Origin of the sequence: Carnimonas bestiolae, from assembly GCF_051251145.1 — a bacterium.
GTDB classification, from domain to species: Bacteria; Pseudomonadota; Gammaproteobacteria; order Pseudomonadales; family Halomonadaceae; genus Carnimonas; species Carnimonas bestiolae.
Genome location: NZ_JBPCZK010000007.1, coordinates 142,637 through 156,739 on the forward strand (window position 1 = coordinate 142,637; position 14,103 = coordinate 156,739).

11 protein-coding genes and 1 tRNA gene are annotated in these 14,103 nt (G+C 55.9%); 3 read left to right on the forward strand and 9 right to left on the reverse strand.

Features of this window, described 5'->3' with window-relative positions:
* Window positions 1-4 precede the first annotated feature (4 nt).
* The 3 genes from cgtA to rplU form a co-directional block, all read right to left on the reverse strand.
* Window positions 5-1,192, reverse strand: coding sequence for an Obg family GTPase CgtA (cgtA, locus tag R84865_RS09950; protein WP_435639552.1), 1,188 nt, complete (start codon window positions 1,190-1,192; stop codon window positions 5-7).
* Window positions 1,193-1,464: 272 nt separating this feature from the next.
* Complete coding sequence (rpmA, locus tag R84865_RS09955) at window positions 1,465-1,722, reverse strand: 50S ribosomal protein L27 (protein ID WP_025733426.1); 258 nt, start codon at window positions 1,720-1,722, stop codon at window positions 1,465-1,467.
* A 32-nt stretch (window positions 1,723-1,754) separates the two neighbouring features.
* Window positions 1,755-2,066, reverse strand: a complete 312-nt coding sequence (gene rplU / locus R84865_RS09960) for a 50S ribosomal protein L21 (RefSeq protein WP_435631860.1) — start codon at window positions 2,064-2,066, stop codon at window positions 1,755-1,757.
* 480 nt (window positions 2,067-2,546) lie between these two features.
* Between rplU and ispB the strand changes: the two genes are divergently transcribed.
* The 3 genes from ispB (at window position 2,547) to R84865_RS09975 (ending at window position 6,502) form a co-directional block, all read left to right on the forward strand.
* Entirely contained in the window at window positions 2,547-3,524 is a 978-nt protein-coding gene (gene ispB / locus R84865_RS09965; RefSeq protein ID WP_435639553.1) for an octaprenyl diphosphate synthase, read from the forward strand.
* An 89-nt stretch (window positions 3,525-3,613) separates the two neighbouring features.
* Window positions 3,614-3,690, forward strand: a tRNA-Pro gene (locus tag R84865_RS09970).
* Window positions 3,691-4,885: 1,195 nt separating this feature from the next.
* Window positions 4,886-6,502 carry a carbohydrate porin gene (locus R84865_RS09975; protein ID WP_435639554.1) on the forward strand — a complete coding sequence of 539 codons (1,617 nt, stop codon included), beginning with the start codon at window positions 4,886-4,888 and terminating at the stop codon, window positions 6,500-6,502.
* Between the two features lie 90 nt (window positions 6,503-6,592).
* On the opposite strand, the gene R84865_RS09980 is transcribed toward R84865_RS09975, so the two are convergent.
* From R84865_RS09980 to R84865_RS10005, 6 genes are all read right to left on the reverse strand, one after another.
* Window positions 6,593-7,897 (reverse strand): ABC transporter substrate-binding protein, encoded by a 1,305-nt coding sequence (locus R84865_RS09980; RefSeq protein ID WP_435639555.1) that lies wholly within the window; start codon window positions 7,895-7,897, stop codon window positions 6,593-6,595.
* Window positions 7,898-7,920: 23 nt separating this feature from the next.
* The gene (locus R84865_RS09985) at window positions 7,921-9,060 is read right to left on the reverse strand and encodes an ABC transporter ATP-binding protein (protein ID WP_435639556.1); all 1,140 of its coding nucleotides are present in this window, start codon (window positions 9,058-9,060) and stop codon (window positions 7,921-7,923) included.
* Window positions 9,061-9,117: 57 nt separating this feature from the next.
* Window positions 9,118-9,981 (reverse strand): carbohydrate ABC transporter permease, encoded by an 864-nt coding sequence (locus tag R84865_RS09990; RefSeq protein ID WP_435639557.1) that lies wholly within the window; start codon window positions 9,979-9,981, stop codon window positions 9,118-9,120.
* A complete protein-coding gene (locus R84865_RS09995) occupies window positions 9,978-10,922 on the reverse strand; it encodes a carbohydrate ABC transporter permease (RefSeq protein WP_435637511.1) in 945 nt (314 codons plus the stop codon). Before R84865_RS09995 ends, R84865_RS09990 begins: the two co-directional genes overlap by 4 nt.
* Before the next feature lie 239 nt (window positions 10,923-11,161).
* Window positions 11,162-12,193, reverse strand: a complete 1,032-nt coding sequence (locus R84865_RS10000; RefSeq protein WP_435639558.1) for a LacI family DNA-binding transcriptional regulator — start codon at window positions 12,191-12,193, stop codon at window positions 11,162-11,164.
* A 130-nt stretch (window positions 12,194-12,323) separates the two neighbouring features.
* A complete protein-coding gene (locus R84865_RS10005; protein WP_435639559.1) occupies window positions 12,324-13,967 on the reverse strand; it encodes a glycoside hydrolase family 13 protein in 1,644 nt (547 codons plus the stop codon).
* Window positions 13,968-14,103: the final 136 nt, after the last annotated feature.

The following is a 14,103-nucleotide window of genomic DNA, read 5'->3' on the forward strand; positions in this document are numbered from 1 at the left end:
ACGCCTAGGGAGCGTACTCGACGTCTACGTCGTAATCGTCGTCGTTCCAATCATCATCGTCATCTTTCTTTTTACGCCGACGCCCTGCAAGCCGTTCTTCGGTACGCGCCACTGCCTCTTGCTCCAGCGCTTCGATACGCTCACGTTCACGCTCGGCTGCTTCCTCGTTTTCAGCCACTTCTTCGCGCTGCTCAACGATCCAGCGATGGGCTGCTTGCACCAGGGCATCAGTACCTTCGCCGCTGGCGGCAGAAATGCGATAGACAGGCCCTTCCCAGGCCAGTCGCTCGACGATCTCGGCAACGCGCTCGTCGCGCTCTTCCTGAGGCAGCAAGTCGAGCTTATTAATCACCAGCCAGCGCGGCAGCGACGCCAGTGCCGGGGAGAATCCGGCCAGTTCTTCGCTAATGGTAGTGACTGCCTTGACCGGATCGCTCTCATCAATCGGTGCGACATCAACAACATGAAACAGCAGGCGAGTGCGCGACAGATGCTTGAGGAAGCGCAGACCAAGCCCAGCACCTTCAGAGGCACCCTCAATCAGCCCTGGTACATCGGCAATCACGAAATGCTCGTGGGAACCAATTTTTACCACGCCCAGATTGGGCACCAGCGTGGTGAAGGGATAATCCGCCACCTTGGGGCGCGCCGCAGAGACCGAGCGAATCAGCGTCGATTTGCCGGCGTTGGGCATCCCCAGCAGACCGACGTCGGCCATCACTTTCATTTCCAGACGCAGCTCGCGACGCTCGCCTTCAGTACCCGGAGTGGTACGACGCGGTGCCCGATTGGTCGACGATTTGAAGTGAATGTTGCCAAGGCCACGATAGCCGCCCTGAGCAACCTTGAGCTGCTGCTCGTGTTCGGTAACGTCGCCGATGACTTCGAGGGTTTCGACATCGATCACGGTGGTGCCCACCGGCACCTTGACGTACAAGTCTTCGCCCTTGCGACCGCTCATTTGGCTGCCCTGCCCGGGACGACCGTTTTCGGCCTTGTAGAAGCGCTGGAATTTGAAATCCACCAGGGTGTTGAGCGCCTCATCCCCCACTAGATAAACGCTGCCGCCGTGGCCGCCATCGCCGCCATCGGGGCCACCCTTGGGAATGAACTTTTCACGACGGAAGCTCAAGCAGCCATTGCCGCCCTTGCCCGCTTCGACGGTGATCGCCGCCTCATCGACAAATTGCATGATTTCTCCTGCCCCACCCAGCGGGGCTGATCCTGTAAACGACGAGACACTTCCCAGCGATTACCGCATGCCCAGGGCGCTGCGATCCAGATAACGTATCTACTGCCGTTGATAAGCAATATGACAGCCGGTGCTGCCATTAGTAAATTCTGGCCTGCTCGGCAATGATTGCAAGCAGACAAAAAAGCCCCGCAACAAGGGCGGGGCTTTTAAAGGCAAGTCGCGTCAATGCGACACTTGCTCGCGCGCTGTTACTTCACGCGAAGAATGCCTTAGGCAGGAACAACGCTAACGAATTTGCGCTGTTTCGGGCCTTTGGTTTCGAACTTCACATGACCGTCGGTCAGTGCGAAGAGGGTGTAGTCCTTGCCTACACCTACGCCAGTACCCGCGTGGAACTTGGTGCCGCGCTGACGAACGATGATGTTGCCCGCGATCGCTGCCTGGCCACCGAAGAGTTTCACGCCGAGGCGTTTGGACTGGGAATCGCGTCCGTTACGCGAACTACCCGCTGCCTTTTTATGAGCCATTGCTAAATCCTCGTAGCTGGGGAAAAACGCGCTTACGCGGTGATTCCGGTGATTTTGACTTCAGTGAACCACTGACGGTGGCCCTGACGCTTCATGTGGTGCTTACGGCGACGGAACTTGATGATGTTCACTTTTTTGCCGCGGCCATGGGAAACCACTTCTGCGGTTACCTTGGCACCTTCTACCAGCGGCGCACCGATTTTAACTTCATCGCCGCCAACCAGCAGCACCTGATCGAAATCGATGCTTTCACCAGTAGCAACTTCAAGCTTTTCAAGCTTAATGCTCTGGCCTTCTTCTACGCGGTACTGCTTACCACCGCTTTTGATTACTGCATATGTCATGGGACTCTCCAGAGGACTCATCTTGATTCGCTGCTTGGGTAACCTGCGTCGAGTGGCACCCCTCTTGGCACCATCTAACAGGGAGCACGACGAGTTTTAGGGCGCACTATTTTAACGATACCGCTAAAGAAAAACAATCCCACTGAAGCGTTCGCTACAACACGCCCATCGCGCGGGTAAAACAGAGCGGCCAGCGCCGCTTCCAATCGCGCAGCCCTGCGTATGCTCGACCACACAGCGCAAGGGCCTCGCTGCCAAACAAGGACGCCGCAAGCGCTATTTACCGCCATCCATAAATGGCGCCATCAGCCCTACCAGCTTTAAGTTCATGCGCCGCGATGGCATTATCAGCACGGCTGCCTTGGATAACGAGGCGGCAGGTCGGCCCTATCCGACACGTTCAATCCACTGATACGCTCGCCATCGCTGACTGCGCGCTTGGCGCAACGACTGCCAGCATTCAACGAAGACTCGCCTAACATGTCACTCAGCGCCTCCAAGACTCACGCCCCCGTAGCGGAAGACTTTGCCGCGGTAAACCGCACCATTACCGAACGTCTCGCCTCCGATGTACCGCTGGTCGAAACCATCGGCCACTACATTGTCGAAAGCGGCGGCAAGCGAGTGCGTCCACTGCTGGTCCTGCTGGCGGCGCGCGCACTGGGTTATCAGGGCGACAAGCACCAGCTACTAGCCGCCCTGATTGAGTTCATGCATACCTCGACGCTGCTGCACGACGACGTAGTAGACGAATCGCATATGCGCCGCGGCAAGGCGACGGCCAATGACGAATGGGGCAATGCGCCCTCGGTGCTGGTGGGCGACTTTCTCTACTCGCGCTCGTTCCAGATGATGGTCGATGTCGGCTCAATGGAGATCATGCGAGTGCTTTCGGCCGCCACTGCGACGATTGCCGAAGGCGAAGTGCTGCAATTGACCAACATTGGCAACGCCGATATCAACGAAGACGACTACTTCCGCACCATCCAGGGCAAAACTGCGATGCTGTTCGAAGCGGCATCGCATACCGGCGCCATGCTCACCGATGGCAGCGCTGAGCAGATCGAAGCGCTTCAGCTTTATGGCCGCTATCTTGGGCTCGCCTTCCAATTGGTCGATGACTTGCTCGACTATCAGGGCGACGCCGAAGCGATGGGCAAAAATGTCGGCGACGACCTTGCCGAAGGCAAACCTACCCTACCCTTGATTCAGGCAATGAAAGTAGCGAATGAAGAAGACGCCGCGCTGATCCGCCAAGTAATCGAGCAGGAAGGTGGACTGGAGCACTTGGAGCGCGTCCAGGACATCATTAATCGCACTGGCGCACTCGAATACACCCGTGACAAGGCGCTGGAGATGCGCGACCGCGCGCGCGCCTGCCTCGAGCTGCTGCCAGCGAGCGAATATCGCGACGCGCTCGCACTGCTGGCAGAGCAAGCTGTCGAGCGCACCGCATAAGGCCTCAGCAACAGTAGGGGCTTGCAAAAGCACCGTGAAGACTTATAATGCGCCCCACTTCCGCAGCGCCCAGCGCGCTACGCGAACATCGGAGTGTAGCTCAGCTTGGTAGAGCGCTGCCTTCGGGAGGCAGAGGTCGTAGGTTCGAATCCTGTCACTCCGACCAAGAATTTCAAAACCGCCGAGTAGCCTAAGCGCTATCGGCGGTTTTTGTTTTTGCACTGGCGATATCTGTTCGAGTCACCGCACATCGACTGCTTCCCTTAATACCTCAGAATGTAGCTGCGCATAGCGCTGCGCTGTTCCGTCACTGCCATGTTCGAGCGAATCGCACACTTTGTTTACCGCTTATCACCATCCAGCTCGCTAACGTGTGACGCAGATCGTATTGATGAAATCAGCAAGCCCGCTACTTTGGTCGCCGCATGTTAATGAAGCAAACCGCCCTCTGCGTATCGAATATGCCGGTGTGAACGTTACGCCAGTGAACACTTCTTCCCGACAGAACCGCCAATAAATCGGTTGCCGAACGAATACCGGCAAAGGCCCCGTACTTAAGTCAACGACAACTACTGAAATAACGAGTCCAAAGAGAATTAATTAGATGGCTAATTACCACGCTTAGTGATTATTTGCGCGGGGTGGCACTATCAAGTACGCGGTGATGAGTAAAAACCACCTCGAAAATCAAATAACAGTTGCCACTAAAGGCTAAATCCATGCTATAAGCTTCGCACCATTCACTAGGAGTATGCGAGAGGATTGCATGGATAGCATTGGTAAAGTACCGAACAAACATAAGTGGCTCATCATGGTTATCATTAGCTGGTTGTTTTTCGCTGTATCTCTGATTCCAGCAGGCATAGTCATATGGGACATTGCGATTACTGGAAGTGAGGAAAACCTTACTGACACCTCGAATTTTTATCCATGGCTGTTCGCGTCTTTCCTTACACTACCCGCTCTTATAATGGCGGGAGCAGTTAGCATGCTAAATAGTATATACGTTAATTCATGCTATACACTTGAATTAGCAAAAGATAATAACCGCTCTACGTCCAGCAACTAATAACGCGCAAGAAGCTTCAATACGCCGCCTACGGGCGGCTTTTTTACGCATGAATAAATGAGTGGCCTCTCGTTTGCATAATGTGATCGTTCGACTTGGTACTGATTCCCCAATCTACAGGCGGGAGAGGCAGGCAATACTTTTATAGACTAAAAGCTACGCGAAGCCATGTGTCTTTAACGTTAAAGTCCTCAGGGCACATATTCCTCTGAGACTTCCAATAATGGCTCCCTTTGGTACTCACTTACCCTCTCTGAAACAACCATCGCCAGCGCCTCTTTCGCTCTCATCGATGCTGGTACTCCTACTGGCTAGCCCAGCGGTCATGGCGGCATCGGCAGACACCATAGAAGCTCGACTGGCAGCTCTTGAAGCGCGCGTTAGCGCCGCAGAACAGCGCGCCTCAGCAGCCGAGCGGCGCGCCAGTAATGCCGAAGCACGTGCGATTCAGGCGCAGCGAACGTTGCATCAGGCTAAACAGCGTTTGGCGTCGGTTGCCGATTCGCCCCACAACGCTACCCCGGCCAGTCCGCCGCTTGTTGCTGCTGACTCGCCGTCCCACGCCCCAGCGGATGAAGGTGATACGGCTCCGCTCTCGAACGTCAACACGACGCCTGAAGGTACGCTGTCTTTTGGCGCGTACGCGCGCTCGGGGGTGTTGTTCAACGATCATCTGGAAGGCGGCAAAGGTGGGCCTTACCAGTCGCCAGCGGGGTCGGTCGGTGGCGCTGTCGGACGATTGGGTAATGAGCAGGACACCTACGTGGAGGCCACGTTCGGCTATCAGCAGCTCTTCAGCAATGGCACTCGCGCGAATTATACGGTCATGTTGGCCGACGGCGTTGATACCCTCAATGACTGGACCTCTGACGATAGTGATTTGAACGTGCGCCAGGTGTATGCGGAGTTGTCGTCACTGCCAACACTGCGTAACAGCAGCCTGTTCAAGGATGCAACGTTCTGGGCGGGCAAGCGTTTCGATCGTGACAATTTCGATATCCACTGGCTCGATTCAGACTTCATCTTCCTCGCCGGCACGGGTGGCGGTATCTACGACATTCAGCTTACCCCTGACTGGAAGAGCAACGTCTCGCTGATGGGGCGCAGTTTTGGTGACTTCTCTACCGCTGGTGGCAGCAGCGATGTCCAAAATTACATCCTCACGTCCAACAACTTTTTTGGCCCGTGGCAGTGGATGATCAACGGGATGCATGCCAACGGCAACGACAGCAATTGTCGCGTTGGTGGTGATGCGGGGCTCACCCAAGAGGAATGCACCGAGCAGACACTGAACAGTCGACAAGGTCGGAGCGCGAAAAACGGTGCTCACACCATGCTGGCCTACCACGGCGACAGTTTCTTTGGTTTGCGTGAAGGTACCTTCAAGGTAGCCATGATGTACGGTCGTGGGTTAGGCGCAGAGGTCAAATCGATCGGGTCTGATTCAGAGCTGCTTAGCGACGCGCAAAGTGTCCGCATAGGAGGTTACGGGACAACCGCGCTCACCAATACATGGAGTATTGCCCCCATGATCCTCGCTGAGCACAGTAAAGATCGCTACGTCAAAGGGGACCGTTATGACTGGATTACGTTTAATGCGCGCCTGTCTCAAGCAATAAACGAGAACTTTGAGCTGCAATACGAAGCCACATGGCAAAACATGGACTTGTCTCCTCGTGGGTGGGCCAACCGTCGTAGCGCCAGCGGCAGTGTCACCAAGCTGACGTTTGCGCCCACGCTCAAGCCATTTACCGGAGACTTCTTCATGCGTCCTGAATTGCGCGCTTTTGTCTCCTATATGGATTGGAGCAAAGGGCTGAACGGCTACAGCGACAACGACGCCTTCGGCAGTAACGGTTTTACCGGCAGCGAATGGCAATTTGGCGTGCAAATGGAAACCTGGTTCTGATTAGCCAGCAAAGCCGCTGCAGATCAATGCTCTGCAGCGGCTTCTTTTTGCCCTTCCTACGCTAACCACCACTCTATACACCCGCCAACATCAGTTCTGAGCGTCGGCAAAGTCGGCTCGACGCACCAAGCGCTGCATATCCCGATGGAGCATATCGACCGCCTGATCTACAGAGGCTTCTCCTCCCAAGACCCGGTGTGAACGGTCAAATATCGCGTTGGAATAGCGTGGGTAGAGCGTTTTGACCAAGCCAGCGGGCCGCGGTATTGCCTGCTTGATGGGCTCAAGTAGACTCCCGATAAACGGTGACGCTTCCAGAACCTGCGGGTCACTGTAAAGATCGGTGTAGGTGGGCAGAAACGAGAACTCAATCGCGCGCTGCTTCTGGTTTTCCTTGCGCGTGAGCCAGGCCACCAGCTCAGCGGATTCGCGCGGATGTTGCGAATAGCGGCTAACGGCGAGACTCCAACCACCCAGTGTTGAGGCATGGCGGCCGCCGTCGCTATCGCCGGCCGGTAGAGGGGCTACCCCTACCTTGCCTTTAATCACGCTGTTGGGGCTCTGCGACAGCGCCCAGACATAAGGCCAGTTGCGCATGAAGACCGCATTGCCTGATTGAAACACGCCGCGAGAGGTCTCTTCTTCGTAGCTCAACACCCCTTTGGGTGCGATCGTTCCGATCCATCCTCCCGCTCGCTTCAACGCACTGCGCACGGCAGGCGTATCGACTTCCACATTGCCGTGTTGATCGAGCAAGATGCCCCCTCCGTCAGAGGCAACCCACTCCAGCACATTACAGGTCAGCCCTTCATAGGCCTTGCCCTGGAACACGTATCCCCACAGCGAGCGATTCCCGGCCGCGCGCTCTTGCTCCTGAATATAGCGCGCGCTATCGGTCATTTGTTGCCAGGTCACCGGCACGTTGCGGTGATACTTTTCAAGCAGGTCCTTGCGGTAATAGAGCAGGCTAGCGTCAGCGTAGAATGGCATCGCCTTTAGATTGCCATTGACCGTATTGTTGGCGATCGACGAGGCAATCTGCCCCTTGGCGAGGTCGCCCGGCAATAGCGTGTTGAGGTTGGCAAGGTGGTCATTGAGGATGCCGGACCAGGTGGTATCCACCATGATCACATCAATATCGCTTGAGTGTGAACTCAACAGTTGTTGATAGAGCGACAGCTGCTCAGTGGAGGATGCAGGCATCGATACCAGATTGACGCGGTTACCGGTTTGCTCTGCCCACTTCTGTGCTTCCTGTGCACAGGCCGCCGAGTTACTGCCATCACCGCAGGTATAGTGGATGGTGACACCCGCAGCCATGGCCGCCGGTGAAGTGCTCAAGATGCAGCCCAGCATTGCCCAAGGCTGCCACCAACAGGTTAGATAAAATCGCATGCTTCCCCCTGAAAGAGTCTGTGTCACACCGCTGATGACAGCGAATGAGGGTAAGCACTAGACACTCTTGGCAGAGCGACCCCGAGAGCATCAAACAGGTGCGCATGTTCAGCCTTGAAGCTAACGTGCACGGTGTCGCCAATCGAAAGCTCGTTATCGACGGGCATACGACATACAGGCGGATCTTCCTCGAGCCCTACCGACTCTCCTGGCGGATGCAGATAAATGTAGGCTTCGTTGCCCAGGTACTCGATATTGCTCACGCTGAACCCGTGCTTGCCGGAGGCGCGCGTTAAAACCATATGCTCTGGACGTACTCCTAGCGTCAACGCAGAGGATGCATGGTCTGGAGAAGGCTGGAAGGGCAGCGTGATGGGCTCAATCCCCTCGCCTTCCACGGTACATCCCGTCTGGTCGGAGTGACGGGTCGTTACGCTAAAGAAGTTCATTTTGGGCGAGCCGATAAAACCAGCCACGAAGGTATTGGCGGGACGTTCGAAGAGCTCACGAGGAGAGCCGACCTGCTCGACCTGCCCGCTCTTCAAAACGACGATGCGATCAGCCAGCGTCATGGCTTCGGTCTGGTCGTGAGTGACATAAATCATGGTGCAATCGAGGCGTTTATGAAGGCGGGCAATCTCAACGCGCATACGCACGCGCAACGCGGCATCCAGATTGGACAACGGCTCGTCCATGAGCAGAATTTCTGGTTCACGGGCGATCGCGCGGCCAATCGCCACACGCTGTCGCTGACCTCCGGAAAGCGCCTTCGGCTTACGGCCCATCAGTTCCTCGAGCTGCAATGTCTTGCCTGTCTCTACCACCCGCTGGCGTACCGCCTCCTTGTCGCCGCCCGCAAGTTTGAGACCGAATGCAATGTTGTCGAATACAGTCATGTGCGGATAGAGCGCGTAGGACTGAAATACCATGCCCACACCGCGCTCTCGAGGAGGCGCTTCGTTGACCTCTTTGCCATTGATGCTCAGCGTTCCGTCACTAATCGATTCGAGCCCGGCAATCAGGCGTAACAGGGTTGATTTGCCGCACCCTGATGGGCCGACAAACACCATGAATTCTCCGCTTTTGATATCAAGATCGACACCTTTGATAATCGCCTGCCCACTGAATTTCTTGGCGACTTTTTCGAGCTTCACACTGGCCATTACTCATTACCCCTACCATCTAACCCATTGATTGGTATGAATTCGTGCCACCACTCGTCACCCCTTCACGGCCCCCGCCGTCAGGCCTGAGACAATACGGCGCTGGCATAACAACACCAGCACGACCAGTGGCACAGTCACCACGACAGAGGCAGCCATAATGGTTCCCCACGGCAATTCGAATTGGCTGTCGCCGGAAATCAACGCAATAGTGACGGGCACCGTGCGCTGAGAGTTGGTCAGCGTGAACGTTAACGCGAAGAGAAATTCATTCCATGCGGCGATAAATGCGAGCAGGCCCGTGGTCACCATGGCTGGCAGCATCAGCGGCATGAAGACTCTGGTCAGCGTGACCCACGGAGTGGCGCCGTCCATGATCGCGGCTTCTTCAAGCTCTGCCGGCAATTGACGCATGAAGGTAGTCATTACCCATACCGTGAACGGCAGCGTAAAGATGGTGTAGGAGAGCACCAGCGCCCACGGCGTGTTGTAGATGCCAAGCCAGCGAATCACTTCAAAGAGCCCGGAAAGCACGGCAATTTGAGGAAACATGGAGACACCCAGCACCACCACCAGCACCGCCCCTCGACCGCGGAAGCGTACCCGCCCCAAGGCATAAGCGGCGGTCAGCCCTAGCAACAGCGCCAGCAAAACGACGCACAGCCCGATCAGCACAGAGTTAAAGATGCTGCGACCAAAGGTGGGTTGAGAGAACAGGTCGCGGTAATTGGAGAGGTCGAATACGGTCGGCAGCACACTCACTTCGAACAAGGCGCTCGATGGCTTAAGAGAAGAGATAACCGCGTAATAAAATGGAAAGAGTGCATACACTGCCAGCACCGCGACCAGGCACCAAAAGCCTAGCTGCAAGCTGATCCGCTTAAACCTTTCCCATGGTCCTACTGAACGAACACGACTCATGACGAAATCCCCAGTTGGCGCCGTCCCAGGTAGAGATACACCACGGCAATCAGAGAGATCGCCAGAAACAGCACCGTAGAGGCCGCACTGCCGTACCCGACGTCCTGAAATTCGACCAACTGCTGGCGAGCGTATACCGACATGGTCATGGCGCTACTGGAGTTGGAGGTGAGCACGTACACCAGATCGAATACCCGTAGTGCGTCCAGCACGCGAAAGATGATAGCCACCAACAGCGCGGGCATAATCAGCGGCAACGTGACTCGGTAAAACACCTGGATGGGCGAAATGCCATCCACTTTGGCGGCTTCGTAGCAATCTGACGGCAGCATTTGCATGGCCGCCAGCACCAGTAATGCGACGAATGGCGTCGTTTTCCACACGTCCACCATGATGACCGCCCACATCGAGAGATGGGCATTGGCGGTCCAAGCCAGCGGCTCATCGATCAGGCCCAGCCCCAATAGCAGATAGTTGATGATGCCGAACTGATCATTGAGCATCCACGCCCACATTTGTGCCGACACCACGGTAGGAATGGCCCAGGGAACCAGCATGGCGGCACGAATCCACATCCGCCCTTTGAAATTGGCATTGAGGATCAGTGCCACAATAACACCCAGCACCACCTCCAGAGCGACTGACGTTACGGTGAAGAAAAAGGTGTTATAGACCGAATTCCACCAGTCGGGATCGGCCAGCACGCCGTACCAGAGGCCATTATCGTGGAATAGGTAATTTTCGAATCCGATCCATTTCGCCTGCTCAAGCTGTGCCAGATTGGCATCCGTCATACTGAACCAGAGGGTTCGCACAAGAGGCCATCCGGCCACTAGCAGCAGCCCTGCCATTAGCGGGGTGAGAAACAGCCAGGCAGCCCTCACGCGCTCGCGCCTGACGCGCGTCGATTTGCCTGTGCTACGACGTCTGGGCCGCAGCATCTCGTGTTGGGACGTGGTCTCACTCATGCGCCATTGCTCCTGCACACCAGCTAAAACGTGAATTCACTGTTTCTTTAACGTTTCAGAACGATGTCATTAAAGACTGAATTACAGGCGAGCGGCAGCTAGACCTTAGAAGCAAGACTAAATGCTAAATAGCGAATATTCGTATTATTTGCGGTATGGAAAGAGTAATTTCGGCGCATTTAAGCGCTTTCTGACGTGACTGGAGAGGTGTTCTAGCGGGCTGGGCAACTTTCGCCATAGATAATGAAACTGCGCAGGATGGCTTTATTGGTGGTTTCCTTGCCCAAAGCCATTTGTGCCGCTATCCGCCCTTTGTATCGATTGTCCTGATACACCGTGGTCAGCTGTGGGGAGCGCCCCTGGCCCTCGTTGACGCCATCGAATCCGACCAATCGCACGTCGTCGGGAATGCTAAGCCCACTTCGTTCGGCCAAACGCAGCGCATTCAATGCCAGCGTGTCACTCATGCACAGAAACAAGCGCTTTTGCTCTTTGTCCAGCCACTCGGGCAGCAGTTCATCCAGACCATCTCGGCTCATCGTGGCATTGACGACCACCGGCACATCGTCGGGTTCGAACCCGGCATCCGACAATGCGCGCCGCATCGCGGCAAGCCTTCGCAGGGGTGCGATATCCGGCGGTGGCCCATCGTGGTGCTGCGCCCAATCACCATTGCGCATAGAGACGATCACGGGAGCAAAGTCACGTGGTGTATTTTCCAGCGCCCAGCGAGTCAAATGGTAGGTGCTGATATCATCATCAATCAGCACGCAGGGTATGTCGTTCATTTGTACTTCGACGGTCACTACCCGTTTGCCACGTTGGCTGAAGTGCTCCGCCAGCATAGGATTATGGCTAATTCCGTAGACAATGACGCCATCTACTGCGGGCTCTCTCCCGCCACTCTCGCTCAATGACGATTCCGGCAGCAACAGCATGCGATAGCCGTTTTCACCCAGCACCTGGGCAACACCGCTCAAAAACTGGGTAGCCACGGCATCTTCAAAGTAATACGTGAGCTCTTCGGGAAGGATGACGCCAATCACGTCTGTTTTGCCGGTACGCAGACTACGGGCAGTCTGGTTGGGGCCGCAAAAGCCTAGCTGTTTGGCCTGCGCCAAAATGTGTTCGCGTAACTCCGCAGACAGTTGGTCCGGTCGATTAAACGCGTTCGAGATGGTGGTTACCGAGACATTCAAGCGCGCAGCCAAATCGGTCAAGGTGAAGGACTGACGCGGGGGCATGCGAGCTCTCCTATTGGAATCAGTGCAGCCGGTATGGCGCTGGACCAGCGTGCGATCATAGCAAAAGGGCATCGACTCTTCAGCCGATGCCCTCATGATAATAGCCACTACTTAGGTGAGCCGAGAAGCCTCAGAGGCGCTTGAACCACACTCCGCCACCGCTTTGCAGCTGCTGATGCGCCGATAACGCTTTGCTTGAAGCGAGTATTTCTACGTCAGACCACGGTAGTGCCACGGGCTCCGCACCAAAATTCAGCAACGTATAGACGTCGCCGTTACGCGCCAGCAACGCGTCAGGGGTCGGGCTTTCAAGCCACTCCAGCTCACCTTTGCCCAGTCGATACTCGGCACGCAGCGCTAACACCCGGCGGTAGAGCGCCAAAGTGGAATCGCTGTCCTTTTCTTCGACATCAACGGCGTAGCGGGCAAAATTTGGCGGCTGAGGCAGCCATGACTTATCGCTGGGGCCGAAACCGAACGCGGGGGCATCAGCCTGCCAGGGCAAGGGGACACGACAGCCATCACGACCGATCTCTTCCCCCTTGGTACGCCAAAAGGTAGGATCCTGACGGTACTTGTCATCCATGGTGGTATGTTCCGGCAGGCCCAATTCTTCGCCCTGATAAATATAAGCGGACCCCGGCAGGAAGAAGGTCATGAACGCGAACCCGCGGGCTCGCTCAAGCCCGAGTGCTTCATCGGGCTGTTCGTCCTTGGCACTAATACCCTTGGGACGATACCCGGGTGTGGACAGCCCAAATCTTGAGGCATGCCGCACGCCGTCGTGATTCGACATGACCCAGGTAGTGGGTGCCCCTACCAATGCGGTTTGCGCCAGCGAGTCATCCACCACTTTGCGCACATCGCGCGCATTCCATTGGGAGCCTAAATATTCGAAGTTGAAGGCCTGCTGCATTTCATCGCTGCGGATATAGCGCGCCAGCCGCTCCTGCGGCACGACCCATGCCTCGGCGACCATCATGCGGTCACCATCGTACTCATCAAGTACGCTGCGCCATTGTTTATAGATGTCATGAACGCCATCCTGATCCCACATTGGGCCCGGATCGCCGCCCTCGATCATCGCTTGCTGAACCGAGCAATCGGGCAGCCCCTCCTTCTTGATCAACCCGTGGGCAACATCCACACGGAAGCCGTCCACCCCTCGATCAAGCCAAAAGCGCAGCACTGCGGTGAACTCATCGCGTACTTCGGGATTATTCCAATTGAAATCCGGCTGTTTGGTATCGAATAGGTGCAAATACCACTGCTGTTCTCCTTCCGGGCGCGTCCAGGCACCGCCGCCAAACACGCTTTTCCAATTGTTGGGCGGTAATTCACCATGCTCGCCTTTGCCATCGCGGAAGATATAGCGCTCCCGCTCAGGGCTTCCCGGCGGCGAAGCTAGCGCGGCCTGAAACCATTCATGCTCATCAGAACTATGGTTGGGTACGAGATCAACGATAATGCGCAGCCCCAACCCATGCGCCTTGTTCAGCATGGCATCGAAATCATCCAGGGTGCCGAACAACGGGTCTACCTGACGATAATCCGCGACGTCATAGCCAGCATCGGCCTGCGGCGATTTATAAAAAGGAGATAGCCACACCGCATCGACCCCAAGGCTGGCAAGATAAGGCAGGCGCTGGGTTATTCCCTGCAAATCACCAATCCCGTCGCCATTGGCGTCGGCGAACGAACGCGGGTAAATCTGGTAGATCACCGCCGACCGCCACCATTCATCTTTAACGTTAAAGATAGCTTGCGAACCCATAGTGCATTCTCCCTGTTGAGCAATAACCAGTGCCTGCCGGTTAATAGGCTGTGACCGGCTTTATAAGGCAGCAATACGCGCACGCTGCCTATTGGCCTTTGGTGGCATCACACCGGTGATATAAGGATGGGCGAAG